Source organism: Pseudomonas sp. MAG733B (assembly GCF_036884845.1).
Lineage (GTDB): Bacteria > Pseudomonadota > Gammaproteobacteria > Pseudomonadales > Pseudomonadaceae > Aquipseudomonas.
Map to the genome: position 1 here is coordinate 3,647,975 of NZ_CP145732.1, position 25,529 is coordinate 3,673,503.

Annotated in this window: 24 protein-coding genes; 11 read left to right on the forward strand and 13 right to left on the reverse strand. The window is 59.4% G+C overall.

From position 1 onward, the window contains the following. Positions 1–6: 6 nt before the first annotated feature. The 4 genes from V6Z53_RS16850 to V6Z53_RS16865 form a co-directional block, all read right to left on the reverse strand. On the reverse strand, positions 7–1,032 hold the full coding sequence (locus tag V6Z53_RS16850; protein ID WP_338580731.1) for an alpha/beta hydrolase: 1,026 nt from the start codon (positions 1,030–1,032) through the stop codon (positions 7–9). A gap of 82 nt (positions 1,033–1,114) precedes the next feature. Then, positions 1,115–1,549: a YqaA family protein gene (locus tag V6Z53_RS16855; RefSeq protein ID WP_338586506.1), complete on the reverse strand. Its 435-nt coding sequence runs from the start codon at positions 1,547–1,549 to the stop codon at positions 1,115–1,117. Beyond that, positions 1,549–1,995, reverse strand: a complete 447-nt coding sequence (locus V6Z53_RS16860) for a DUF411 domain-containing protein (RefSeq protein ID WP_338580733.1) — start codon at positions 1,993–1,995, stop codon at positions 1,549–1,551. The genes V6Z53_RS16855 and V6Z53_RS16860 overlap by 1 nt, the downstream gene beginning before the upstream one ends. Positions 1,996–2,204: 209 nt before the next feature. After that, positions 2,205–2,345, reverse strand: a complete 141-nt coding sequence (locus tag V6Z53_RS16865; protein WP_170948656.1) for a hypothetical protein — start codon at positions 2,343–2,345, stop codon at positions 2,205–2,207. 158 nt (positions 2,346–2,503) lie between these two features. On the opposite strand from V6Z53_RS16865, the gene V6Z53_RS16870 reads away from it, so the two are divergent. Then, positions 2,504–2,692, forward strand: coding sequence for a hypothetical protein (locus V6Z53_RS16870; RefSeq protein WP_338580734.1), 189 nt, complete (start codon positions 2,504–2,506; stop codon positions 2,690–2,692). A 33-nt stretch (positions 2,693–2,725) separates the two neighbouring features. Here V6Z53_RS16870 and V6Z53_RS16875 read toward each other — a convergent pair whose 3' ends face one another. Beyond that, on the reverse strand, positions 2,726–3,097 hold the full coding sequence (locus V6Z53_RS16875; RefSeq protein ID WP_338580735.1) for a fe2+ zn2+ uptake regulation protein: 372 nt from the start codon (positions 3,095–3,097) through the stop codon (positions 2,726–2,728). A gap of 260 nt (positions 3,098–3,357) precedes the next feature. Between V6Z53_RS16875 and V6Z53_RS16880 the strand changes: the two genes are divergently transcribed. Then, complete coding sequence (locus V6Z53_RS16880; protein WP_338580736.1) at positions 3,358–5,703, forward strand: acylase; 2,346 nt, start codon at positions 3,358–3,360, stop codon at positions 5,701–5,703. Between the two features lie 56 nt (positions 5,704–5,759). Here the strand turns inward: V6Z53_RS16880 and V6Z53_RS16885 are convergent, their stop codons facing one another. Beyond that, positions 5,760–6,764 carry a FecR family protein gene (locus V6Z53_RS16885; protein ID WP_338580737.1) on the reverse strand — a complete coding sequence of 335 codons (1,005 nt, stop codon included), beginning with the start codon at positions 6,762–6,764 and terminating at the stop codon, positions 5,760–5,762. A gap of 219 nt (positions 6,765–6,983) precedes the next feature. After that, complete coding sequence (locus V6Z53_RS16890; RefSeq protein WP_338580738.1) at positions 6,984–11,792, reverse strand: DUF6543 domain-containing protein; 4,809 nt, start codon at positions 11,790–11,792, stop codon at positions 6,984–6,986. Positions 11,793–12,011: 219 nt separating this feature from the next. On the opposite strand from V6Z53_RS16890, the gene V6Z53_RS16895 reads away from it, so the two are divergent. Next, positions 12,012–13,052, forward strand: coding sequence for an Ldh family oxidoreductase (locus tag V6Z53_RS16895; RefSeq protein ID WP_338580739.1), 1,041 nt, complete (start codon positions 12,012–12,014; stop codon positions 13,050–13,052). Positions 13,053–13,168: 116 nt separating this feature from the next. Here V6Z53_RS16895 and V6Z53_RS16900 read toward each other — a convergent pair whose 3' ends face one another. Beyond that, the gene (locus V6Z53_RS16900; protein ID WP_338580740.1) at positions 13,169–13,486 is read right to left on the reverse strand and encodes a DUF883 family protein; all 318 of its coding nucleotides are present in this window, start codon (positions 13,484–13,486) and stop codon (positions 13,169–13,171) included. A 163-nt stretch (positions 13,487–13,649) separates the two neighbouring features. On the opposite strand from V6Z53_RS16900, the gene V6Z53_RS16905 reads away from it, so the two are divergent. Beyond that, the gene (locus V6Z53_RS16905; protein ID WP_034146621.1) at positions 13,650–13,904 is read left to right on the forward strand and encodes a hypothetical protein; all 255 of its coding nucleotides are present in this window, start codon (positions 13,650–13,652) and stop codon (positions 13,902–13,904) included. Positions 13,905–13,907: 3 nt separating this feature from the next. Here the strand turns inward: V6Z53_RS16905 and V6Z53_RS16910 are convergent, their stop codons facing one another. Next, positions 13,908–14,816 carry a LysR family transcriptional regulator gene (locus tag V6Z53_RS16910; protein WP_338580741.1) on the reverse strand — a complete coding sequence of 303 codons (909 nt, stop codon included), beginning with the start codon at positions 14,814–14,816 and terminating at the stop codon, positions 13,908–13,910. A gap of 84 nt (positions 14,817–14,900) precedes the next feature. Between V6Z53_RS16910 and V6Z53_RS16915 the strand changes: the two genes are divergently transcribed. After that, complete coding sequence (locus tag V6Z53_RS16915; protein ID WP_338580742.1) at positions 14,901–15,824, forward strand: carbon-nitrogen hydrolase family protein; 924 nt, start codon at positions 14,901–14,903, stop codon at positions 15,822–15,824. A gap of 118 nt (positions 15,825–15,942) precedes the next feature. On the opposite strand, the gene V6Z53_RS16920 is transcribed toward V6Z53_RS16915, so the two are convergent. From V6Z53_RS16920 to V6Z53_RS16930, 3 genes are all read right to left on the reverse strand, one after another. Continuing rightward, on the reverse strand, positions 15,943–16,416 hold the full coding sequence (locus tag V6Z53_RS16920; RefSeq protein WP_338580743.1) for an LEA type 2 family protein: 474 nt from the start codon (positions 16,414–16,416) through the stop codon (positions 15,943–15,945). 62 nt (positions 16,417–16,478) lie between these two features. Next, positions 16,479–17,945, reverse strand: coding sequence for a nucleobase:cation symporter-2 family protein (locus tag V6Z53_RS16925; protein WP_338580744.1), 1,467 nt, complete (start codon positions 17,943–17,945; stop codon positions 16,479–16,481). A gap of 194 nt (positions 17,946–18,139) precedes the next feature. Beyond that, a complete protein-coding gene (locus V6Z53_RS16930; RefSeq protein WP_338580745.1) occupies positions 18,140–19,042 on the reverse strand; it encodes a LysR family transcriptional regulator in 903 nt (300 codons plus the stop codon). Positions 19,043–19,143: 101 nt separating this feature from the next. On the opposite strand from V6Z53_RS16930, the gene V6Z53_RS16935 reads away from it, so the two are divergent. Then, positions 19,144–20,235, forward strand: coding sequence for a polyamine ABC transporter substrate-binding protein (locus tag V6Z53_RS16935; protein ID WP_338580746.1), 1,092 nt, complete (start codon positions 19,144–19,146; stop codon positions 20,233–20,235). 13 nt (positions 20,236–20,248) lie between these two features. Further along, positions 20,249–21,208 carry an agmatinase gene (gene speB / locus V6Z53_RS16940; protein ID WP_338580747.1) on the forward strand — a complete coding sequence of 320 codons (960 nt, stop codon included), beginning with the start codon at positions 20,249–20,251 and terminating at the stop codon, positions 21,206–21,208. Positions 21,209–21,327: 119 nt separating this feature from the next. Here the strand turns inward: speB and V6Z53_RS16945 are convergent, their stop codons facing one another. Beyond that, the gene (locus tag V6Z53_RS16945) at positions 21,328–22,380 is read right to left on the reverse strand and encodes an aldo/keto reductase (RefSeq protein WP_338580748.1); all 1,053 of its coding nucleotides are present in this window, start codon (positions 22,378–22,380) and stop codon (positions 21,328–21,330) included. A gap of 201 nt (positions 22,381–22,581) precedes the next feature. Between V6Z53_RS16945 and V6Z53_RS16950 the strand changes: the two genes are divergently transcribed. From V6Z53_RS16950 to V6Z53_RS16965, 4 genes are read left to right on the forward strand one after another with little or no spacing between them, the layout of a single operon-like run. Further along, positions 22,582–23,298, forward strand: a complete 717-nt coding sequence (locus tag V6Z53_RS16950; protein WP_338580749.1) for a YafY family protein — start codon at positions 22,582–22,584, stop codon at positions 23,296–23,298. 51 nt (positions 23,299–23,349) lie between these two features. After that, entirely contained in the window at positions 23,350–23,691 is a 342-nt protein-coding gene (locus tag V6Z53_RS16955; RefSeq protein WP_338580750.1) for a nuclear transport factor 2 family protein, read from the forward strand. Between the two features lie 30 nt (positions 23,692–23,721). Next, positions 23,722–24,840, forward strand: coding sequence for a cell division protein ZapE (gene zapE, locus V6Z53_RS16960; protein WP_338580751.1), 1,119 nt, complete (start codon positions 23,722–23,724; stop codon positions 24,838–24,840). Between the two features lie 18 nt (positions 24,841–24,858). Then, the gene (locus V6Z53_RS16965) at positions 24,859–25,440 is read left to right on the forward strand and encodes a DinB family protein (RefSeq protein ID WP_338580752.1); all 582 of its coding nucleotides are present in this window, start codon (positions 24,859–24,861) and stop codon (positions 25,438–25,440) included. Positions 25,441–25,529 lie beyond the last annotated feature (89 nt).

Sequence of the window (25,529 nt, forward strand, 5' to 3'; positions counted from 1 at the left end):
ACCTCATTAACGCACGGGGTTGGTTTTGTTCAGCCAGCCAAGCAACGCCTGGTGAAACTGCGCCGGCTCTTCCATCTGCGGGGCGTGGCCCATGCCGGGGAATTCGATCAGTGTCGACTGAGGAATCAGTTTCGCCACTTGTTTGCCAAGAACGTCGTAGTGACCGATTTTCGCCTTGACCTCGGGCGAGGCGATATCACTGCCGATGGCCGTGGTATCGGACGTCCCGATCAGCAGCAGGGTCGGCATCTTCAGGTTCTGGAATTCGTAGTACACCGGCTGGGTGAAGATCATGTCGTAGATCAACGCCGAGTTCCATGCGACCTGTGTATGCCCCGTACCTTTGTTGAGGCCGGCGAGCATGTCCACCCAGCGATCGAATTCAGGCTTCCAGCGACCGCCGTAATAGGTGTTGCGCTCGTAATTGCGGATGCCTTCGGCGTTGAGTTTCAGCTCGCGCTCGTACCATTGATCCACCGAGCGATACGGCACGCCGAGCGCTTTCCAGTCTTCCAGGCCGATAGGGTTGACCAATGCCAATTGTTCGACCTGTTCGGGATATTGCAGGGCATAGCGGGTGGCGAGCATGCCGCCGGTAGAGTGGCCGAGCAGGGTGGCTTTCTGGATGCCCAGCGCCTTGAGCAATTGTTGAGTGTTACTCGCCAGTTGCTGGAAGGTGTACTGATAGTGATCAGGCTTGCTGGAGGTGCAGAACCCAATCTGGTCCGGAGCAATGACCCGGTAACCGGCGCCGCTCAGCGCTTTGATCGAGGTTTCCCAGGTTGCGCCGCAGAAATTCTTGCCGTGCATCAGCACCACGCTGCGGCCGTTGGCCTTGCCGTGGGCGGCGACGTCCATGTAACCCATTTGCAGGGATTTGCCTTGGGACTGGAAGGCGAAATGCTTGACCGTGTAGGGGTACTCGAAACCTTGCAGCTCGGGACCATATGCCGGGCCTTCGGCATGCGCGATGACAGGCAGGGCGGCAGTCAGCAACAGGCCGGGCAGCCAACGGGGAAGAGTGAAGGGCATAGAGAACTCCATTGGAAATCCGCCGATGCTGGATCGGCATGATTAGGGCGACATTAAACAGGCAATCACCGCATCGGTTGGTTCAACCCATCCAGCCCAAAGTGGCCAAAGCCAGTACGCCATATCGGGCGCCCTTGGCCAGGGTCACGATCAGCAGGAAACGCCCCAGCGGTTCACGCATTACGCCGGCGACCAGGGTCAGCGGGTCGCCGATTACCGGCAGCCAGCTGAGCAGCAGCGACCAATGTCCGTAGCGCTGATAGTGAATTCGGGCTTTTTCCAGATGGGCCGGGCTGACCGGAAACCAGCGTCGATCACGGAAGCGCTCGACGGCTCGCCCCAGCCACCAGTTCACCAGCGAGCCGAGGACATTGCCCAGCGTCGCCACGGCCAGCAGCGCCCACAGCCAGTATTTGTCGCTGAGCAGTAGCCCGACGAGCACTGCTTCGGATTGCAGGGGCAGCAGCGTCGCGGCACCGAAAGCCGCGAGAAACAAGCCGATGTAAGCGCCGAAGATCAATGGGCGGGGTAGTCCGCCACGACCACGTCAGTGCCGTCCTTCTTCAGGCCGATCACTTGATACGCATCGCTCATGCCGTCCATTTCCATGCCGGGCGAGCCCATTGGCATGCCCGGAGCGGCGACACCCAGCAGGTCATCGCGCTTGCTCAGGGCCAGCACTTGATCGGCAGGCACATGGCCTTCGACGAATTTGCCGTTGATCAAACCGGTATGGCACGACGCCAGGCGCGGTGGCACGCCGTGTTGTTGCTTGAATTCGCTCATGTTGGCTTCGACATGGTCCTCGACCTTGAAGCCGTTGGCCTCCAGGTGAGTGATCCACTTTTTGCAGCAACCGCAATTGGCGTCGCGGTGAACTTCGATCGGGATCAGGTCGGCGGCCTGGGCCAGGGAGGAAATGAACAGGGCGCTCAAGGCAGCCAGACGCAGAGGGGTTCGCATGTCGGGATGGGTCTCGGATTGCGGGCGAAAAAACGCATTCTGACCGGTTTTTCCGGGCAGGCATTCACGGTGTGTTTCAAAGTGCTACAGCGCTGCGCAGCTCTATCATCGTAGATCAAGGCTGTCAGGCAGATGAGGGCGACATGACAAAATTGTCAGCTTGGCCGCTGAGCGCCGGGGCGGCGCTCAGGGAGTTAATTTAACGGGGGTCAGCGATGCGGATAATAACCGGGCCCGCCACGATCATCGTAGTGACGGTCATGGTGCCAGCCGCCGTGGGGGAAAACGATGCAGCCACTCAAGGACAGCAGGGCCAGCAGGGGAATCAGCAGTGTGATTCGACGCAACATTTGTAACTCCTCATGGTTATCGCCGCAGTGAAGCCAAAACTCTTCATCGGCTGTAACATGAGACCCCGTTTGCAGCGGCCCATCCCCGAAATACGGTAGGGGCTTGGCATGCATTCGGATACAAAGCGGATACATTTATTCAGATTCAGGAACTGCCAATGACCCAGTCGCAACGTTTGAAATATTCGATTCTGATCGCCCTGGCGGTGCTCGGGATCATGTTTGGCCTGTCGTATTTGCAGAACACCGGCGTCATCAGCGAAAAACAGTTTCAGTACATCGCCATCGGCGTAGCGGTGGTCGTGGTCGTGATCAACGGCGTGATACGTCGCAAGGTCAAGCCCTGAGCCTTGACGCTCAGGAACTTGCCCCGAATTTGATCAGTGGTGGTGCAGAACGGCCGCGGCCCGAGGGTCCAGGCTGTAGCTTTTGTCGGCGTTGAGCACGATCACGCCTTCGCTGCACAGACGCTTCAACACTTCGCGCACACTCAGGAAGGACAGGGGAATATCCAGCTCCAGCAAATGAGTGTGCACACCACGCACACCCAGGCTACGGTCGTTTTCAGCGGCCGTCAGCAGGGCGTCGATGACTTTCAGACGAATCAGACTGGTTCGCAGGCCAAAGCTTTTAAGCAGGAAGCGAATCCGCTCGTTGCCGTGAAGTTCGGTGGGCTGCTCGAATACACCGACTCCAAGGGCGGTGCCCTTTGGCGCTTTGCTACCGTCCGTTGGCAGTTGCGAGTTGTACATGGGAAAACTCCTTTTCAGAGCCTGATCGGAAAAAATGGGCGCTCTTACCTAACAAGACGTATGAGCGATGAAAATCATGAAGACTTAAATGTAGAAATTTTGTCGTCATTACGTCATCGGTCTGTCAGACGCCTCTGTTTCGCGGTGCGCGGTCGCTATTCAATCTCCTAAATTTTTTTCGTTTGCTTCGTCCCTAACAGGATGCGCAGTGCGTGTTTGTACGCAGAACTGTGACCATCGTTTTTCGATCAGGAGCGAGTGTGATTATTTCCAGCCAGTTAACCAGGTTGAGCCTGGCGGGTGTGTTTCTGGGGCTGAGTCTTGCGGCGAACGCGCGCAGCCAGCCTGAGCAGGCCAGTGCCGATATCCGCCGGACCAGTTTCGGCGTGCCGCACATTCGTGCCGAGAACGAGCGCGGGCTCGGTTACGGAATCGGCTATGCCTACGCTCAGGATAACCTGTGTTTGTTGGCTAATGAGATTGCCACGGTGAACGGTCAACGCTCGCGATTTTTCGGCCCGGATCAGCTCACGGTCGAAGAGCGTGAGAACCAGGTCAGCGACCTGTTTTTCACCTGGTTGAACACCCCGCAAGCGGTTGCCGGGTTCTGGCAGGCGCAAACCCCTGAAGTGCGTGAACTGGTGGAAGGCTATGTGGCCGGCTACAACCGCTCGCTGGCGGAGCGTCGTGAACAGGGTTTGCCGCAACAGTGCCAGGGCGACTGGGTACGGGAAATCACCGCAATGGATCTGGTCAAGTTGACCCGCCGACTGTTGGTGGAAGGTGGCGTCGGCCAGTTTGCCGAAGCTTTGGCGGGTGCCACGCCGCCAGCTGCTGTCGCCACAAATACCCGCAAGCAGACAGCGTTCCAGGTGGCGGACATGCGCATGCAGCGTTTTGCCCTGGACCGCGGCAGCAATGCCGTGGCGGTGGGCAGTGATCGTTCCTTCAATGGGCGCGGCATGCTGCTGGCCAATCCGCATTTCCCGTGGGTCGGCGGCATGCGTTTTTATCAGATGCACCTGACCATTCCCGGCAAACTGGATGTGATGGGCGCCGCTTTGCCGGGCCTGCCGATGATCAACATCGGTTTCAACCAGCATCTGGCCTGGACCCACACCGTGGACTCGTCCAAGCATTTCACCCTGTACCGCCTGCAACTGGACCCCAAGGATCCGACCCGTTACCTGCTTGATGGCAAGTCGTTGCCGATGGACAAGCAAACGCTGACGGTCGAGGTGAAGCTGCCGGATGGTTCAGTGAAAGCGGTTTCCCGTGATGTGTACAGTTCGCAATTCGGCCCGATCGTGCAGTGGCCCGGAAAACTGGACTGGGACAATCAGTTTGCCTACAGCCTGCGCGACGCCAACCTTGATAACGACCGCGTTCTGCAACAGTGGTACGCGATGAACCGTGCCGAAAACCTCAAGGATTTCCAGGACAGCGTCCACAAGATCCAGGGCATCCCGTGGGTCAACACGCTGGCATCAGACGACAAGGGGCAAACGCTGTACATGAACCTGTCGGTGGTGCCGAACGTGAGTGCCGAGAAGCTGGCCCAGTGCAGCGATCCACGGATCGGCTTGCAGATGATCGTCCTCGACGGCTCCAACAGCGCTTGCGCGTGGGACATCGACCCGCAAGCCGCACAGAAAGGCATTTATGCGGCGGATAAACTGCCGCAATTGTTGCGCAAGGATTTCGTGCAGCATTCCAACGATTCGGCGTGGATGGCCAACCCGGCGCAACCGCTGACCGGTTTCTCGCCATTGATCAGCCAGGAAAGCCAGCCGTTGGGCCTGCGCTCGCGTTTCGCGCTGGACCGCCTGAACACGTTGGCCAAAGCCGGCCCGCTGGGGGCGGAGGATCTGCAACACATGGTGATGGACGATCAGGTGTATCAGGCCGCGCAAGTCATGCCGGATCTGCTGCAATTCTGCGCGGACGGTTTGGGTGCCGATGCGAAAACGCTGGCACCGCTGTGCGCCAGTCTCAAGGCTTGGGATCGCAAGGCAAATCTCGACAGTGGGCTGGGCTTCGTGCATTTCCAGAATGTCATGGAACCGCTGGAGCAGGCGCCTGAGGTCTGGCGTGTAGCATTCGATCCGCAAGACCCACAACACACCCCGCGCGGCCTGGCGGTTGACCGGCCGGAAGTGGCACAAGCGCTGCGTCAGGCAATGCTCGCGTCGGTGGAGCAGGTCAATGCTTCAGGGCTGAAAAAGGACAGCCGTTGGGGTGACATCCAGGTGGTCAGCAGCGGTGGCCAGCAAACGCCGATTCACGGTGGACCGGGGACTTTGGGCGTCTACAATGCGATTCAGAGCGTGCCGAGAACCGACGGCAAGCGTGAAGTGGTCAGCGGCACCAGTTACTTGCAAGTCGTGACCTTCGATGAGAAGGGACCACAGGCCAAAGGATTGCTGGCGTTTTCGCTGTCCAGTGACCCGGCCTCGAAATATTCCCGGGATCAGACACTGGCGTTTTCGAAGAAACAACTGAATGTGTTGCCGTTTACCGAGCAGCAGATCAAGTCCGATCCGCAGTATCAGTCCCTGACGATCCGCGAACAGGACGAGAAGGCTGCGAAGGTGGCTGCGCAATAATGTGATGAGTGTTTGAGAGACAGACGAAGGCCGCACCCCGCGAGGGTTGCGGCCTTTTAGCTTTTCGGAGGTTTTTGCGGGATGGAATTCAGGACTGGATTGCCCTCTTCATTACGGGTCAGGTAGACCGGCAGCAACTTGGGCAGGGTCGTCACCAGGGTGTTGAGTTCCTTGATGTTGTAGATGCCACCAATGCGTATCGCGCCGGTGCTGTTGTCGGCAACCATCAACGGTGTTTCCAGATAGCGGTTGATCAACGGCAGCGCTTCACTCAGCGCCAGATTGTCGAGTACCAGTTTGCCGTTGAGCCAGGCCAGCGAATTGTCGTTGTCGTAGGTCTGGCGGATCCGCGGAATGTAGTCGCCATGGCCGTAGCTCGCCTGCATCGATGGACCGAGCCTCAAGCCGTCCCCCGGCAAGTCGTCATTGCTGCTGACCAGCACCGAACCTTCGATCAGGTTCACTTTCACCTGGTCTTCATACATCCAGACGTTGAATTTGGTTCCGGTAACGCGAATCTTGCCTTCGGCCGCCTTGACGACAAACGGGTGGCTGCTGTCGTGAGTCACGCTGAAGAAGGCTTCGCCTTTTTTCAGGGTGACCTGGCGACGATCCTTGTAATTGCTGTAGGTCAGCTCGCTGCCCAGGTTGAGTTCCACCTGGCTGCCGTCCTTCAAGGTGACCTGACGCACATTGTTGGTCGCTTCAAAGTGCTGGTACGAATTGGGCAGCCAACCGAGGTTCCAGCCGCTATAGGCCGCCAGCGGCAACGCCAGTGCACATACGGCCGCGGCCATGCCGAATGTGCGCCACGGTGTCTGGTGTTTTACCGGCACCATTGGCACGACGACAGGTTCGGGACGAGGCAGATCCCCCGCGACATCCCAGATTTCCAGCATCGCCTCGTATTCGAATGCGTGAAGCGGGTCAGCATCCAGCCACTGCTCGAACGCCAGACGTTCCTGCGCGGTGCAGTCATCGGCATGCAAGCGCATGCACCAGTGCGCTGCGGCATCGGTGATGGCGTCGTATTCGGCTTGGGAGAGAGAGTGGTCGGTCATTGACTCATCCTGATTTCCGCCATTCTAACCTTGAGGGGCCGCCGCCGAGAACATCTGTCATGGCAATTACCCATCAAAGTGTGTTTATTTTTGCCCGCTGGCGATAAACACGCCAGCGGGCAGCAGTATTCATACCCGGCGTGAAAATTTGATCAAAAAGTTCTCTATTTGCCTGATAGCTGCGCAGAACAGCGGTTTTGCGCAGCTATCAGGGTCAGATCAGGTCTCTGCAGGCACCGGGTCCAGTTGCCGGCCCATCTGACCGATCAAAAAGGCAATCGAGTCGGCGTTGCGCAAGATGACGTCAATCCGCGTATCCGTTTTCAGTGGATCGAGAAAAGCCGTGCGCGCATCGGCCATCGTGGCGCAGCCGGTGATTTTGAGGATCGCCTTGCCCACGTGCTCGGTGCTGACAATGTTGTCCAGACCGACCCAGGCTTGTGCAGCGCCACTCCAGCGGGCGAACAGTTCCTCTGATGGTGTTGCCAGTGACAGTGCCTCGCGCTGAAACACCTGTTGAGTATTTTTCGTGGCCGCGCCATAGGCGGTATTGGGGGCAACGAGATCGCTGAAAGGGCGGCGAGCTTCAAGTGACGCAATGTCCACGGTATCTGAATAAAGGTGCGAAAACTCGTGAATCAGGGTGGAGGCCTGGCTGTGGGCGTCGACATCGAAAGGCTCTGTAAGGCACGACTTGTACCAATCAAGTTGCTGATCGAAAAACTTCTCGGTGAAATGCACGACCTTGCGCGCATCCTTGTCCACCACGAAGGCAATCATGTTGGCGTTCGGGAATCGGTTGGAGCCGATGACAAAACGTTCGGTGTTCATGTAGTCCTCATTCGGGTCCACCAGGGCGTTGCAGACGGGGACAATGGCTTTTTTTATTTTTTCGATCAGTTGCGTGCTAACGCTGGGCACATCAAAGAAGCCTTTGAGGAAGGTATTCAGGCGGGTGCCAGACACAAGGGGCCGGGGCTTCGCCAAATTGTGCAGGCTGTTGAACGCATAAAAGCGCGCCATATCGATGGCCTGCACGATCTGGCGCGCCCGGTCCGGTTGCAACAAGCGAATGGCGGTCATGCCCCGCGCTTCAATGTTCAGCGCTCGGTTGACTTCATGGCTGGTCGCATACTCGTTGTGCATCTTCGACAGGGCCTTGCCGAAATGCACGGTGTGCGCATCAAGGTCCATCACCTGTTGCCCGCCTGGCGTCGTCAGCAGTGAAGGTCCTGCCTGGCTGGCATTGCGCAGTTGCAAGACCGCGCCCGGTTTGTCGACGCGGTAGACTTTTCCGGCGACAGCGGCGAACTGATGTTTGCTGACCGGGTCGAGGAACGTGCCTTCACCTGGCTGACTGGTCAGATCTTTCAAGGCAACGTTTGGAGCTTCGAAGGGCTGCTGCAGCGTGCGCATCGGCGCTGTCGGCTGGATTTTCGACCACTGCGGAGCTTCTACGGTCCTCGCCACAGGTGCGGTTTCGGCAGGCACCGAGGAAGATTCAATGGAGCCTTCCAGCGACAGCCGCCCTAACGAGATCAATTGAACGGCACCGGCGATAAATTCCTCCAGTGCCCGTTTCCAGTGGTGATCCTGCAGATCCTCAGCGGAGGCCTTGGCATCTTTGAAGCTTTGCCACAGGAACTGCGCGTAGGCCAGTTTACCCGGCAACAGGCCGGCAATTCGTTTGATTCCGGAACTGAACAAGTTGACTACCGTGCCCCAGTCCGACTGGGCCGATGTCGACGACAGACTGTCCAGCAGGTGCTTTAGCAGTTTGGTGTTGTCGCTGAACAGTCGAGTCAACAAATTGCCGTCGAGGTGGGTGGAAGCAAGAGTGATCTCGATCGATTGACCGGCGGTGAGCTGGAGCAAGTTGCGGAACACGGACTGCTGGTTTTCCGGCAGTCGGCGAATCAGCAGATCCTGTAACGGACCCTTGGCATGAATCGCATCGAGCAGGGTGGTCTCGCTGTCGAACTCGGTAAAAAGCGAACCTGTGTGGTAAGGCGCATAGAGGATTTGCGGGCCTTTATGTCCGGCACCCGGGCCGATCAGGTACAAGCCCAGAGCGCTGACTGCGGCAGCGCCAGCTGTCTTGATCAACGCCAATGGACGCATGATGGCGTGGGCGCCATGCACCGCCGCCCGGGCAATGTCATCGGGCATGTCCAGAAGCTGCTGGATCAAGTCGAACGCCGCCGCGGACAGTCGCTGTTGAAGGTGCAGGGCATGGGCATGCTGCATGAGTTGCCAGGGCAATTGCTGAATGAAGCGCAGGCATCGCCCCTTGGCCTCATCGCTGTCGTCAGAAAGACGATCAACTATTTTTTTTGCGAATCCTTCCTTGATATCCAGTGATAACAAGAGTTGCCGGACCGCTTTCTGATCGAGGCCGGCGGGAAGCACCGCACCGGTTTTCGATCGAACGCTGAACCCCGAACCCTCGGCAATGCTGGCCGGATTCAACGCGAACCCGGTCAGGCTGAGCGATGGCCCGGTCAAGGCCAGGTCGGGGACTATTTCAATGTCATCCGGCTTGATAACAGCCCCGGGAAAGCGGCTACCAAGCAAGGTCAGCAGCGTATCGTGAACGTACGTTTGCAGGGTAGGCAGGCCGCTGAGATAGTCTTTGTCATCGCTGACATTATTGAGGTACTGCTGCAGCAGTTCGAGGTGCAACTGCTGTGCCTCTACCGGCGCCAAACCGAGCCAGGCCGGCAAGGAGTGTTGGTGGGCAATGGCTTGCGAAAGCTGCGTGGCTCTGCGCAAATTGCTGTCGATAGGGGTTTGCGCCAGTTTGTTAAGCGCGCTGTGTTTTTGAGCCGCGGTGAGCTCCAGTGAACGCACGTGTTCGCAAGCACCCAGAAAATGCTCGATGGCTGATTGCGTCAGTTTCTGCAGAACATTGCCGTCGATCAACCGCAACGAGTTCAGTTTGTAGCGTTGGTGGAACTGGCGCTGTGCAGGGGTGAGGTTTTCCAGCAGCGTCAGGCGCTTTCGAGGGTCCAGCAAGCGTCGGTCCAGTTCCTGTTTTGCACGGTCAACGTCATTGAAAACCTCCAGCCCCGTCGCCGGCGTCCAGAGCAGGGCTCGCCCCGAGTGCTGAATGTCGAGTCCGCCGCGCTCGGTCAGCAGAAAGCAATTGGCCAGCGGCAAGACATAAGCCTGACCGCCACACTCAAGGACCAATGAGTAGGCGTCCGGCCGAAACCCGTTGAGAATGTTGCGATTGGCGCGATCCGGCTGGTCAGGGTTGAACACGGTGTCGACAATGGCCCGATCTGTATTGCGCAACGTTGAACCGAGTTGCCGCAGTCGCGCTTCCCCGCGCATGCCGACGGAACGGGCGTGAGCCAGGCGTGACTTCATGTTTTCCAGATAGACCTTTTGCAGCGCCAGCGTGGTCAAGGGCTGTGCGCCGAATTCAGCGCTGACCAGCGATTCGACGTCGCTGAAAGTCTTGACGAGCGCCGCAGCGGTATCAGCAAGAACCAGGGATGGCGTTTGCCTGCCGGACAGCACGGGCCGGGTGCTCCAGCGCCCGTCAGCCTGTAGCGCCAGCATCCGCTCGCTGATCATGGAGCGTATATCCAGCGCCTTATCGAACAAGGCATGGATATCTACGGCATCGTCGCTGTAACGCAACAGTTGAAGGGCGTGTTCCAGGTTCTGTTGTTGTTTGACGATGATCGCTTCAAGCAGTGTTTTGAAAATCGACCCTGAAATCACTTCACCGGTGACATGGGGTTGCTGGAAACCGATAAACCGGTTGCGCTCGTCCAGGCTCAGCAGGCCGTAAAGTTCGTCTTCGTGACCGGCCGCGCTGAATTTGCTGCGCAAAGTGTCTTTCAAGTCCTGGTAGTCCTTGAGCACCTGTAGCCCGTGGGTGGGAGTGTAGAGACAGGCTTTGGCGTGGCTGATCATCAGCGAACCCGCCAGTTCTACATAATTGGCCTGGTGTTCCCACAGGCGCACGGTTTCCAGGGTAAGGCCGCGAGCTGTTTCGGAAACCGGTTCGATGAGGGTATGCAGCACCGTGCTCTGTTCGGGACTGATGATCTTGGCCTCACGCTTGAGCAGGATGTCTGCTCGTGCCTGTTCACGAATGGCCTTGGCAAAAAACTCCCGTCGTGACACACCATCGGCGCTGGCCGCGCTCCAGAACTGCTCCAGTTGCGTCGACAGCAGGCTGAACAACTTTGCGCAAACGGTTTTGACTGCGAAGTCCCAGTGCTGCTGATCAGTACTTGCTGAGGTTTTTTGCGGGTGGGAAAACTCAACATGCTGACCGGTTGGCCATTGCTGCTCACGGTAATACGACAGAATCGCGGCGCTCAACGACAGTGAGTTGATCCACAGGCGAGCGGGCCCGGCGCTCGGGTCTGTAGGGGAAGCTGCATAGAAATTTACTTGGGTCCGACGCTGGTCGAGTCCGGGAAACGTGGGTGCCAGCAACTCGGCAAGTATTGTACCGAGCAACGAAGTGAGCGTTGGCAGCGCCATCAGTTCATCGAGCATGGCCTGGTCATTCAGGCTCCGGTTATCGTCAATGGCGGCACGCTGGTCTTCGAATACGTCGCCATGGATCGTCTGGTAGGTCACCTTTACATGGGTGGCCGCCGCGAGCTTCTTGCGCCGGTCCAGGGACATGCAGGCGAGCAGCTTGTCGTCTTCAGTTGCTTCGTTCAGTTGCTGTACCAGTTGTTCGGTCAACGCCGCGCGGCTGTAGTACTTCTGAATACCGGTGTAGGGGCTGTAGGCAATCACTCCGTTTTTTTCCGGCGTGGGACTCAACACGAAACTGCCGGCCAGGGGCATCGGTTCCTGGTCGGCAATGCCGAGCAGGATTCTTTCGGCGAGCATCGTTGGTGACTGTTGACTACGTAGGGTCTGAGTAGCCAATTCGATATGTTTGAACCATTCAAAATCCTTTTGCGAAAGTCCGTGGGTTTTGCCCAATTCAGTCCAAAGGCCGGGGGACTGCAGGGCTTCGGGGAAAAACAGCGGAGTAGGGGATGTAGGCATTATCGAGTCTCGAGCAAGGCGCGGCGCAGAGCGCCACTGGATGGAGCGTCGAGACTAAAAGCCGGGGCCACGGCACGGGTGGTAGATAGTTAACGCACGGCAGGCCCATGTTCGTGCAAACAGGCGCAATCGAAGGGTTGACAGCGCACTCGCCGCGCGTTGTTAATCGGCGGTCTACGTACGCTGTTGCCCCCTCCAATAATTAGTCTGGAGCTTCAGATGTCTGCGCCACACGATCATGTGTCTACTGTTGTCTCGCAAAACCTGTCGCTGGCTGAACTGACGGCATTGCTTGAGAAGATCTTCCTGCGTCACGGCACGTCGGCCGATGTCGCTCGGGTGCTGGCACAAAACTGCGCCGGCGCCGAACGCGACGGTGCGCACAGTCACGGGGTGTTCCGCATTCCCGGTTATGTCTCGACCCTCAAGAGCGGCTGGGTGAACGGCAAGGCCGTTCCGGTGGTTGAGGATGTGGCTTCGGGATTCGTGCGGGTCGATGCTGGCAACGGTTTCGCGCAACCGGCGCTAGCCGCCGCGCGGGAATTGCTGGTGGAAAAAGCTCGCAGCGCCGGCATCGCAGTCTTGGCGATCCGCAATTCGCACCATTTCGCCGCGTTGTGGCCGGACGTCGAGCCCTTTGCCTATGAAGGGCTGGTGGCGCTCAGCGTGGTCAACAGCATGACCTGCGTCGTACCCCACGGTGCCGATCGGCCGCTGTTCGGCACCAACCCCATTGCCTTTGCCGCGCCGCGTGCCGACGGTGAGCCGATTGTGTTCGATCTGGCCACCAGCGCCATTGCCCATGGCGATGTGCAGATTGCCGCGCGCAAGGGCGAGCGTTTGCCACCTGGCATGGGCGTGGACGGCCTCGGTCAGCCGACCCAGGACCCGAAAGCGATTCTGGAAGGCGGCGCGTTGTTGCCGTTCGGCGGGCACAAGGGCTCGGCGCTGTCGATGATGGTGGAGCTATTGGCCGCGGCGTTGACCGGGGGCAATTTTTCCTTTGAGTTCGACTGGAAGAATCATCCGGGCGCAAAGACCCCGTGGACCGGTCAGTTGCTGATTGTCATCGATCCGAGCAAAGCCGCCGGGCAGAGCTTTGCCGAGCGTAGCCAGGAATTGGTGCGGCAGATGCATGGTGTGGGGCTGAAGCGGTTGCCGGGTGATCGACGTCATTCTCAACGTGGCAAATCGCAAGCCAATGGCATTGCGCTGGATGAGCCGACGCTGGCGAATTTGCGGGAATTGGCGGGCGATTGAACGAATGTGGGAGCGGGCTTGCTCGCGAATGCGATTTATCATTCAACAAATGCATTGACTGATACACCGCATTCGCGAGCAAGCCCGCTCCCACAGGGTTTGGGGTGTTCAGACGTTTAGCGTCGGGCCAGCAACAACCCCACCACCAGACCAAAACCAGCCGAAACCGCCACGGTTTGCCATGGGTGACCGCCGATGTAGGTTTCGGTGGCTTCGACCGCAGGCAAGGTCCGGTCGCGCACGCTGGTCACGGAGTCACGGGCCTGTTGAAGTTTCTGGGCGATTTGCCCACGCAGTGTCTCGGCTTCCTCACCGACCAGTGAAGCGCTGCTTTTCAGCAGTTTTTCCGACTCTTCGATCAAAGACTGAAGTTCGCTGAAGGCCTGATCCTTGATTTGATCTTCGGCGGCTTGGGCGGCGGTTTTCCGGGCCATTGAAGTACTCCTTGCAGGTAAGTGGACAGTGAACAATGGAGTGCGCCGCGATTGAAAAAGTTGCAGCGACTTAACGTTCTGGCGCAATCCCGAAGAAATCCAGCGCAGGACGTTTCGTCCTACAGTGTAAGATGTCGCCTATTTTACGCAGCAGGAAATTCCCATGAGCTTCAATCTGGCCGACAAACCCCTTGCCGAGCGCGCTGCGCTTGAAGATGAAAAATCCCGTCTGTTCGAACTCTGGCAAAACAACCTGGGCAAAGCCAAGGGCGAAGCTGCACGGTTGTTCGGCGAACGCGCCAAACGCAAAGGCAAATGGGCCGAGTGGGTCCGGGCCGAGCTGGACGGCATGTCGCCACCCGAGTTCTCGAACATGGTGCGCAGTGAAGTCAATCGCCTGATGGCCGCCAGCAAGTAACGATTACGCAAAACTCGCGACAATGGCCTCGCGTACTTTCAACACCACCGGATCGAGCTGGGTGCTGGTGCGCCAGCCCAGTTCGATCGGGTAGCGCGGCAACGCCAAAGGGCAGGGTAGCAACATCAGGCCACTGAGCGCTGCGATGCTGCTGGCGGCATGGGTCGGAATGGTCGCCACCGCCTGACTGCCCTTGAGCAAATGCGGCAATGCCGCGAAATGCGTGGTCGAGGCGCAGACCCGTCGACTCAACCCCAACGCCGCCAGTCCCTCGTCGGTAATGCCGATAAAGCCACCCGACGACACTAGAATATGTTCGCGGGCGACGAATTCCTCAAGGCTGATGCCTTGTTGGTCTGCGGCCAGGCTGAGTGGGTCGACCAGGCACGCGTAACTCCCTTCACCCAACACCTGACGACTGAGCAGCCGTTCGGCAAACCCTCCGGCGGTAATCGCCAGGTCGATGCTGCGCTCCATCAGCGCCTGGGCAACGATCTGGCTGTGGGTCTGGCGAAAGATCAGGCGCAGCTTCGGCGCGCTGCGGGCGACTTCTTCGATCAAACGCCGGCCGTAGGCAATCTCGAAATCATCTGACATGCCCACCGTCACGGAGCGCCCGTCGTAATGGCTGGCGCCCGGATCGACCATCGCCAGGCTCTGCCGGCATTTGTTCAGCGCGTCGCTGATCACCGGTTTGAGTTGATTGGCCTTGAGCGTCGGCGCGAGGCCGCGACCGGTGCGTACGAACAATTGATCGCCATACACCTCGCGCAACCGACGCAGCGCCGCGCTGACCGCCGATTGCGTCACGCCCAGGCGCAGTGCCGCGCGGCTGGCACTGGATTCCTCGTGCAACGCTTCGAAGACTTTCAGCAGGTTGAGATCGATGTTGGCGATATTCATCTGATTCATATCATTCAGCAGTCAATGGGGCTTTATTCATGATCCCGTGACGCCGGAGAATCAGCAACACCTGATGCAAACGGAGTTACCGCGATGCCCAAGTCAATCGTTGCTGCACTGCAAATCGGCGCCTTGCCCGGCGGCAAGGCTGAGACGCTGGAACAGATTCTGTCGTATGAAAGCGCGATCATCGAATCCGCTGCCGCACTGGTAGTGATGCCCGAGGCGCTGCTCGGTGGTTATCCGAAAGGCGAGGGTTTTGGTACGCAACTCGGCTATCGCCTGCCGGAAGGTCGTGAAGCCTTCGCCCGTTATTTCGCCAATGCCATCGATGTGCCGGGCGCAGAAACCGAAGCGTTGGCGGGTCTCTCGGCAAGGACCGGCGCCAATCTGGTAGTCGGTGTCATTGAGCGGTCCGGCAGCACGTTGTACTGCACCGCACTGTATTTCGATCCGCAGGCCGGTTTGGTGGGCAAGCACCGCAAACTGATGCCAACCGGCACTGAACGACTGATCTGGGGCAAGGGCGATGGTTCGACCTTGCCGGTGATCGACAGCCAGGTCGGGCGGATCGGTGCGGTGGTGTGCTGGGAAAACATGATGCCGCTGCTGCGCACCGCGATGTACGCCAAAGGCGTGGAGGTGTGGTGCGCGCCGACCGTGGACGAACGTGAGATGTGGCAGGTCAGCATGCGCCATATCGCCCACGAGGGCCGCTGCTTCGTGGTCAGCGCCTGTCAGGTTCAGGACTCGCCGCAGGCCTTGGGCATCGAGGTTGCCAACTGGCCAGCGGATCGGCCGTTGATTGCCGGGGGCAGTTTGATTGTCGGGCCGATGGGCGATGTGCTGGCCGGTCCGCTGCGGGGTGATCGCGGCTTGCTGACCGCCGAAATTGACACCGATGACCTGATCCGCGCGCGTTACGACTACGACGTGGTCGGGCACTACGCGCGCCCGGATGTGTTCGAGTTGACGGTGGATGAGCGGGCAAAACCCGGTGTGCGCTTCAACACATGACCCTGTGGGAGCTTGCCTGCTAGCGATGGTGTGTCAGCCAGCGTCCATGGCATCTGACACACCGTCATCGCTAGCAGGCTAGCTCCCACATTGGATTTTCAGTGTTGCCGATACAGTCTTACCGGCTGCCGGTGGTTGGTCCCGGCAGGCTGAGCTTGCCACTATCGACGAAACGCATCGTGCCGAACAAGCCTCCGGCGAGTTTGCCGCGCAGGACGTAGGGCATGTTGTTCAGGGTTTGCACCTGGCTCAGGCCGAAGGTCTGGCGCAGCACCGAAAACGCCGAGACGCTGACCGGCACCGTCAACACCGTTTCGGAGAAACGCCCAATGGAGCCTGATTCATCGCTGACCCCGGAGGCGAAGGGTTGGCCGTTGATGTCCAGGTCCAGGGACACGCCGTTGAAACTGATCGAGCTTTCGTTGGGGTTCTGCACGCGAATCTTCACGGCAAAGCGGATTTCCATGTCCTGGCTTTGCAGGGGTTCAATGCCCACCACGTTGATGTTCAGCGGATCGCGATTCGGCAACAGGGCGCACGCGCTCAGGGAGAGCAACAAGAGGGAAAGGATAACGGCGTGTACGCTGCGCATGAACGTGCTCTCACAAGTAAAAAAGGGCTGAACCGCCAGCGGCTCGGCCCTTGAGCATTTGTCTAGCGGTTCAACTGTGCGACAACCGCAGGCCTGGCGGGTTCAGCCTTGGCCGGGACATCCGGGTTTTCCATGACTTGCAGGATCGAGGCTTCAGGATCGAAATCGTCTTCTTCCAGTTCGATGAATTCTTCCGGGAGGAAGATGTTCAACACGATCGCACACAACGCGCCGACGGTGATCGGCGATTCGAAGATGTTGTGCAACGCCTTCGGCAGCTCTCGCAAAACTTCGGGTACAGCCGCAACACCCAAACCCATTCCGAGGGAAATTGCCACGATCAGCATGTTGCGACGATGCAGGCCGGCTTCGGCGAGGATCTTGATTCCGGCCACGGCCACGGTGCCGAACATTACCAACTCGGCGCCACCGAGCACCGGTTTCGGCATCAGTTGCAGCACCGCGCCAATCATTGGGAACAGCCCCAGCACCACTAACAAACCGGCGATGAAAAACGCCACGTAGCGGCTGGCCACACCGGTCAGTTGAATCACGCCGTTGTTCTGCGCGAAGGTCACCATCGGCATGCTGTTGAACACCGCCGCCATCGCCGAGTTGAGGCCGTCGGCGAGCAACCCGGATTTGATCCGGCGAATGTAGACCGGGCCTTTGACCGGTTGCCGGGAAATCATCGAGTTGGCGGTCAGGTCGCCGGCGGCTTCCAGCGGCGACACCAGGAAAATCACCGCCACCGGCACGAACGCCACCCAGTCGAACGAGAAGCCGTACTTGAACGGCACTGGCACGCTCATCAGCGGCACGGCGGGCAGGCTGGCGAAGTCGACCTGGCCCAACAGCCAGGCGACGACGTAGCCGAGGGTCAGACCGATGACGATTGCGCCCAGACGCAGGAACGGCACGTCCACCCGATTCAATACCACAATGGTCCCGAGCACCAATGCCGCCAGGCCAAGATGGCTCGCAGCGCCGAGGTCGGGAGCGCCGAAGCCACCGGCGATGTCGGTCATCGCGACCTTGATCAGTGACAGCCCCATCAGCGTGATGATGGTGCCGGTCACCACCGGGGTGATCAGCATCCGCAACTTGCCGATGAACTGGCTCAACACCACTTCGATGAACGCAGCGAAAAAGCACACGCCGAAGATCGTCGAGAGAATCTCATCGGTGCCGCCACCCTGGGCCTTGACCATGAAACCGGCACTGAGGATCACACTGATGAACGAGAAACTGGTGCCTTGCAGGCACAGCAGTCCCGAGCCAATCGGACCGAAGCGCCGCGCCTGAACGAAGGTGCCCAGGCCCGAGACGAACAGCGCCATGCTGATCAGATAGGGGATTTCGCTTTGCAGGCCCAGGGCGCTGCCCATGATCAACGTCGGCGTGATGATGCCGACGAAACTGGCGAGTACGTGTTGCAGGGCGGCGAACACGGTAGCCGTCAGGTGAGGGCGGTCGTTGAGGCCGTAGATCAGGTCATTGTGGCGCGAGGTTTTTTCAGGGGAGGTCATGGTGGTATGCGTGCCGGAAGGCTGGGCCGGGTCAGAAAAAGGAGGCGCAGGATGCCAGAAAGACCCTTTTGTGGCGAGCGATGAGCCGCTCCTCCAACGCAATCCCCTGTAGGAGCCGAGCTTGCTCGCGATGGCGGTATGTCAGTCCACATCGATGGTGGATGCCAGTCCGCTATCGCGAGCAAGCTCAGCTCCTACAGGGGCGTGGTGAATGCGGCGAGCAGATCCTCTTCAAACGCCCGCTGCGCATCCCCCGGCACCAACGCCCGATGCCTGGCCAAATGGAACGCCACCTCGAAACTCATGCCCTCACGGCGCACCACCCGCAGCAATCCCTTGTCTTCCCAACTGCGGGCAAAGTGGCTGGGCAGGTAGCCGATGTGCTTGCCGGACAAAATGAAGGCGAGGGTGCCTTCGACCTGTTCCGCCCGCGCCGAACACAGCTTGCCCTGGAAAGGCTCATCGCTGCGCAGGAAGCGGTAAGGGTGATCGACCCGGTCGCAGGCTTGCAACGCTAGGTCATCCGGCGCGTCATCGGTGAACAACGGATGGCCGGCGGCGCAATACAGGTGCTGGGTTTCAGTGAACAGTTCGCGGTAGTCAAAGGCGTTCTGGATCTGCGAGAAATAACCGATTGCCAGATCAAGCCGCTGTTGCAGCAGCAAGCGCTCCATTTCGCCGGGCATGGCGCTCATCAATTCGATGCGCACCGATTCATCGCGCTGGCGAAAGCGCCGGATCGCCTCGGCCACCCGTTGCAACACCGATTGATCCAGCGCTTCGGACAAGCCCAGGCGCACTTCGCCGATCAAGCGCCCGGCCACGCCGTTGGATTGATGACGGAACGCTTCGATGGACTCGAACAGGCTGCGAGTGGCGTTGAGCAACTGCTCGCCCTTGGGTGTGACGTTGAAACCTCCCTTGCCACGGCTGCACAGCCGATAGCCGAGGCGGGTTTCCAGTTTGGCCATTTGCTGGCTGATGCTCGACTGGCTCAGGCCCAGTTCACCTTGCGCGGCACTGAAGCCACCGCACTCCACCACACTGACAAACAGGCGCAAGAGTTGCAGGTCCACATCGTGGAGTTGACCGAGCATCAAACATTACTCCTGAGTAATGTCAGGTTAATAAACGTGATATTTCACCAATGTATCCGACGATGCATCCTGCAACCACTTCCTCCGGTCAGGTGATTGTCATGGCTCCCGTGTTCAAGTTGTGTCTACCCGCGTTGTTCCTTGCCATGGCTGCTGCGGCACAGGCTGAGGAGAAAGTCGTCAACCTCTACAGTTGGGCCGATTACGTCGCCCCGGAAACCCTGCAACGGTTCGAGCAGGAAACCGGCATTCACGTGCGCTACGACACCTTCGATGCGCCGGAAGTGCTGGAAACCAAACTGCTGACCGGTGGCAGCGGCTATGACGTGGTGGTGCCATCGTCCAGCGTTCTGGCCCGTGGCCTGGCGGCGGGCGCGTTGAAAGCCATTGCGCACGAAGGTCTCAAGGGCTACGCCAACCTTGATCCGGACCTGCTAGAAAAACTCGCTGCCGTCGACCCCGGCAATCAATATGGCGTGCCCTACACCTGGGGCACCCTGGGGTTGGGGATGAATGTCGAGGCAGTGCAAAAACGCCTGCCGAACGTGCCGCTCAACAGTCTGGACCTGCTGTTCAAGCCGGAATACGCCAGCAAGCTCAAGGACTGCGGCATTGCGATCATCGACTCACCGCAAGAGGTGATCGGCCTGGCCTTGCACTATCTGGGCAAGGATCCCTACAGCACCAATAAGGATGATCTCGAAGCCGCGCAAGCGTTATTGCATCAATTGCAGCCTTCGGTGCTGTACGTCGCCAGCGGTCGGCAGATCAACGACCTGGCCAACGGCAGCGTCTGCCTGGCCCTGGCTTACAACGGTGACGCGAGCATGGCCGCCGATCAGGCGCGCAAGGCCAACAAACCCTACGAAATTGCCTACCGGATTCCCAAGGAAGGCACGCTCGTATGGCAGGACAACCTGGCGATCCCCAAGGACGCGCCGCACCCCGAAGCCGCGCGCCAGTTCATCGAATTCATGTTGCGCCCCGAATCCGTCGCCGCGCTGACCAATACGTTGTTCTTCGCCACCGCCAACCAGGCCGCGACGCCGCTGGTGGATGAAGCGGTGCGCACCGACCCGGACATCTACCCGCCCGCCGACGTACGTGGCCGGCTCTACGCCGACCGCAGCATGAGCCTCAAGGACATGCGCCAGCGCACCCGCGTGTGGACCACTTTCCGTAGCCGCCAATAATAAGGAGCCTTCAATGGACGTCCCAGCGCAGAACGACCAAGCCATCACCCGTGACAGCCTTTACGGAACCGCTGCCGAAAGTACCTACGCCGGTATCACCAGTTTCATGCGTCGTCGCTACAGCCGCGATTTGCGTGGCGTCGACGTAGCGGTCAGCGGCGTGCCGTTCGACACCGCCACCAGCAACCGCCCCGGCGCACGTTTCGGGCCACGCGGGATTCGCGCGGCGTCCACCGGGATTGCCTGGGAAAGGCACTGGCCGTGGACCTTCGATCCGTTCGATCATCTGGCGGTGGTCGATTTCGGCGATTGCGACTTTGATTACGGTTCACCGCAGTCGACCCCGGAATCCATAGAGGCTCACGCCGAGCACATCCTCGGTGCCGGCAGCGCGATGTTGACCTTCGGCGGCGATCACTTCATTACCTATCCGTTGCTCAAGGCTCACGCCCGTAAACACGGTCCGCTGTCGCTGATCCACTTCGACGCCCACAGCGACACCTGGCCGGACGAAGAGGGCAAGCGCATCGACCACGGCACCATGTTCTGGCACGCGGCCAAGGAAGGGCTGGTCGATCCGTCGCGTTCGGTGCAGATCGGTTTGCGCACCACCAACGATGATCATCAAGGCTTTGCGGTGCTGGATGCGCGGCAGGTGCATCGGCGCGGGGTGGATGCGATTGTCGAGGCGATTCGGGCGCGGGTAGGGGACCACCCGGTGTACCTGACGTTCGATATCGACTGCCTCGACCCGGCCTTCGCACCGGGCACCGGAACCCCAGTGTGTGGCGGCTTGAGCACGGTGCAGGCGCTGGAGATCCTCGGCGGTTTGCGCGGGATCAATCTGGTGGGGATGGATGTGGTGGAAGTGGCGCCGGCGTATGACAGTGCGGATATCACTTCACTGGCGGCGGCGACGCTGGCGATGGAGATGCTGTGCCTGTATGCGTCCAAGCATAAGGTCGATCGGTAAATGCGGCGAGCCTGTTGACGCCATCGCGGGCAAGCCTTGCTCCTACAGGAATTTCGCTGAACACAAAATATGTGAACACCACAAAATCTGTAGGAGCAAGGCTTGCCCGCGATGCTTTTTCAGGCCACCGGGACTATCGGCAAGTCCAGGGTTTCACCACCGCTGAACCGCGCAAACGAACCGCTGATGCTTTCATGCGGAACACCTTTGGCCACATCACTGACGCCATCCAGACGCACGAGCTGCTCGGCACTCAACTGCACATTCAACGCGCCCAAGGTCGCATCCAGTTGCTCACGGGTGCGTGAGCCGAGAATCGGAATCAGCGCAGTGGTCGAACGCTTGGCCTTTTCCCGCAGCCAGGCGATGGCCACGTGGGTCGGACTGGTCGCCTGTTCTGCCGCAACAGCCAGCAGGGTGTCGAGCAGGGCGGTCTCACGGGCGCTTTTCTCGGCGTGCACCAGCATGCCCAGTTTGCTCGCGCGGTTGTCGCCCTCGCTGTTGCGGTACTTGCCGGTGAGGAAGCCACCACCCAGCGGCGACCACAGCGTCGCGGCCAGGCCCAGTGCTTCGGCCATCGGCAGTTGTTCACGTTCGGCGGTGCGTTCGGCGAGGCTGTACTCGACCTGAATCGCCGCGATCGGCGCAAAACCGCGCACTTCGGCCAGCAGGTCGGCGCGGGCGATGCGCCACGCCGGGAAGTTCGACAGTCCGGCGTAATGGATCTTGCCGGCGCGTACCAGATCGTCGAAACCGCGAAGGATTTCTTCCATCGGCGTCACGCCGTCGCTCATGTGCGCCCAGAACAGATCGATGTGATCGGTTTTCAGTCGCTTCAGGCTCTCTTCGACGGCGCGAACCATGTTCTTGCGGTTGTTGCCGGTGTGGGAAATGCCGGCGGCCGGGGTCGTGCCCAATGTGTATTTTGTGGCGATGACCAGACGATCGCGCTCGGCAGCGATGAACTCGCTGAGCATGGCTTCGGATTGACCACCCTGATAGCCGTTGGCGGTGTCGATGAAGTTACCGCCAGCCTCCAGGTAGCCGTCGAAAATGGCTTTGGCTTCGTCACGTTCCGCACCATGACCCCAACCGGTGCCGAAGTTGCCGGCGCCCAATGCCAGTTCGGATACACGCAAGCCGGTTTTACGGCCAAACACCTTGTAATGCATGGGGAAGACTCCAGAAGGAAGCGTCGCGGTTAATTTAGATGATCAAAAACATTTATAAAATATGATGCTAGTCATTTAAATCGTCAAGGCGCGTTTTTCTGGAACGCCAAAACCTCGACAAACGGGCGCATCGACTACTGCCAGTTTCTGACAGGGAGCTCTGCTAAGCTCCGACGAATTTTCCGCACAGAGCTGCCGATCGTGTCGCGAACCACCCGTTTACTGACGTTGTTGCAAGTGCTTCGCGGGAAAAGCCGCCCGGTGACGGCGGCGACGCTGGCGGGCGAACTGGAGATCTCCGAACGCACGCTGTACCGCGACATCGCCGAACTCACCGCACTGGGCGCGCCGATCTATGGCGAGGCGGGGATTGGCTACGTGCTGCGCAGTGGTCTGTTCCTGCCTCCGCTGATGCTCAATGCCGATGAAACCGAAGCCATTGTGTTGGGCTTGCGTTACGTGGATCAGCGCGGGGATGAGGTGCTGAGCAAAGCCGCCGCCGATGCCTTGGCCAAGATTGCCGCAGTGCTGGCGCCGGAAGCGCTGGACGCGCTGCACAACCCGACCGTCATGCCGGGGCCGTCCGGTTATGGCTTCGCGCCAAATGCGGTGCCGTTGAATGTGTTTCGTCAGGCTATTCGCAATCAGGCCAAATTGCACATCGATTACGCCGATGCCCAGCAAGTGCCCAGTCAACGGCTGATCTGGCCATTGGCGTTGGGGTTTCTCAATGAAGTGCGAATCATCGTCGCCTGGTGCGAATTGCGCAGCGCGTATCGCACCTTCCGCACTGACCGGATTTCCCAAGCGAGCGAGCAGGGTGAGCGTTATCCGGGGCGACGCAGTGACCTGCTGCGCACCTGGCGCAAGCAGATGCAACTGGATGATGCCGGGCGTTTCACTCCTGACAAGAACTGACACAGCGCTGTTTTAGCATGGTTCCAGAATCAACAAACAAGGAGCTGTAACATGTCCAATCCCGCCTCTGCACTGGCGCCTGCCATCGCCGCCTACATTGCCGCTGCCAACGCTCGCGACACCTCGCGAATCGGCAGTTTCTTCGCCGAAGATGCCAATGTGTTCGATGAGGGCCAGCACCGGATCGGCACCCAGTCCATCGCCCAATGGATGCAGGACACCGCTGAACGTTACCAGCCTCGGGTTGAAGTACTCGGCGTGCAACAGCGCACCGGCAAAGTGCTGGTCAATGGCCTCATCTCTGGCACGTTCCCCGGCAGCCCACTGGAACTGCGTTACATGTTTCGCCTGAACGACCAAGGCAAGATCGCCCGACTGGACATTTCACTGTAGCGGTCGCTGTCTGGTGGCATACTGCCGCGCATGAATGTCGACTCTCCCCTTAGCGCCTGGCAGCACGCCATCGAACAGAAGGGCTTCGTCCAGGACGAAGCCCAGGAATATGCCGTCTGGGCCTTGCAAAAATGCCATGAGGCACTGCACGAAGGGCGCACGCCGATCAGTGGCGTGTACCTCTGGGGCCCGGTCGGGCGCGGTAAAACCTGGTTGATGGACCAGTTTTACCAAAACCTGCGGGTGCCGGCGCGGCGCCAGCACTTTCACCATTTCATGGGTTGGGTGCATCAGCGCTCGTTTCAGCTGACCGGCACTGCCGACCCGTTGAAGGCGCTGGCCCGCGAACTCAGTGAAGAGGTGCGGGTACTGTGTTTCGACGAGCTGTTCGTCAATGACATCGGTGACGCGATCATTCTCGGGCGTTTGTTCCAGGTGATGTTCGAGCAAGGCGTGGTTGTCGTCTGCACTTCCAATCTGCCCCCTGATCAGCTGTACGCCGATGGCTTCAACCGCGACCGTTTCATGCCTGCCATCGCTGCGATCAAACAGCATATGCAGGTGATCGCGGTGGACGGCGGCGAAGATCATCGCCTGCATCCGGGGCAGGGGTTGCAACGATATTGGGTGGCCGCGCCGGGGCAGCCCAGTGCGTTGGCAGAGGTGTTCAAGCTTTTGACCGTTGGCCAAGCGCTTTCCGGCGAGCCCATCAAGGTCGGTTACCGTTCACTGCCGGTAGTTCAAGCCAGTCAAACCGTGCTTTGGTGTCGTTACGCCGATCTCTGCGAACAGCCGTTTGCCGCCATGGATTTCATGGCCCTGTGCGACACCTTCAGCGCTATCCTGTTGAGTGACGTGCCCAACCTCAGCGCGCAAAAGCGTGCCGGACGCATCGCCCGGGGCACTGAAGACGCCGCTGTACGGGTCGAGGCCGGTGACCGTGAATTGCCGCAGTTATCGGTGCATGACGACGGTGTGCGGCGTTTCATCGCTCTGGTGGACGAGTGCTACGACCGCAAAGTGCCGCTGTATCTTGAGGCGCAGGTGCCGATGGATGCGCTGTACACCGAGGGCTATCTGGAATTCCCGTTCCGCCGCACCCTCAGTCGTTTGCAGGAAATGCAGCTGCAACGTTTCGCCGAGGTTTGATATCCAGGAGGACTGACCATGAATCAACCTCTTTCGCACCACTTGCTGACCATGGCTTACCAGAATGCTTGGGCCAATCACCGACTGGCCAAGGCCTGGAGTCAGCTGAGCCCGGATGATCTGGCGGCCCCCCGCGTCAGTTTCTTTCCCAGTATCCGCGCGACCCTCAACCACATCCTGACCTGTGACTGGTTTTACGTGGACGCCCTTGAGCGCGAATTGCGCGGTGATGAGCCGCATCCCGATTGCTTCGTGTTCTTCAAGGACGACGAGCCGTTCACATCAGCCCCGGACCTCAAGCGTGAGCAGGCGCAGGTCGACCGTCGTCTGATCGCCTACTGCGAGCAACTGCGCGATGCCGACTTGGGCAAAGTCGTGACCATCGCCCGGGACACGCCGCAGCACGACAGTCGCTTGCGCATGCTTTCGCATCTGTTGGAACACCAGATTCATCATCGAGGTCAGGTTCACGCAATGCTCAGCGGCACCTCAGTCAAGCCGCCGCAACTGGACGAGTTTTTCTGTGCCGATGAGTCGCATCTGCGGGCCGAGGATTTTGCCGAACTGGGGTGGACCGAGGCGTTGATCTGGGGACATTAGGATTAATCCGATTGTCGCCACAAAGCGCTCGCGCTATCGTCGTGCGGCCTTCCAGAGCGAACTGCGCGCTGGGTCATTTAATGTTTTCG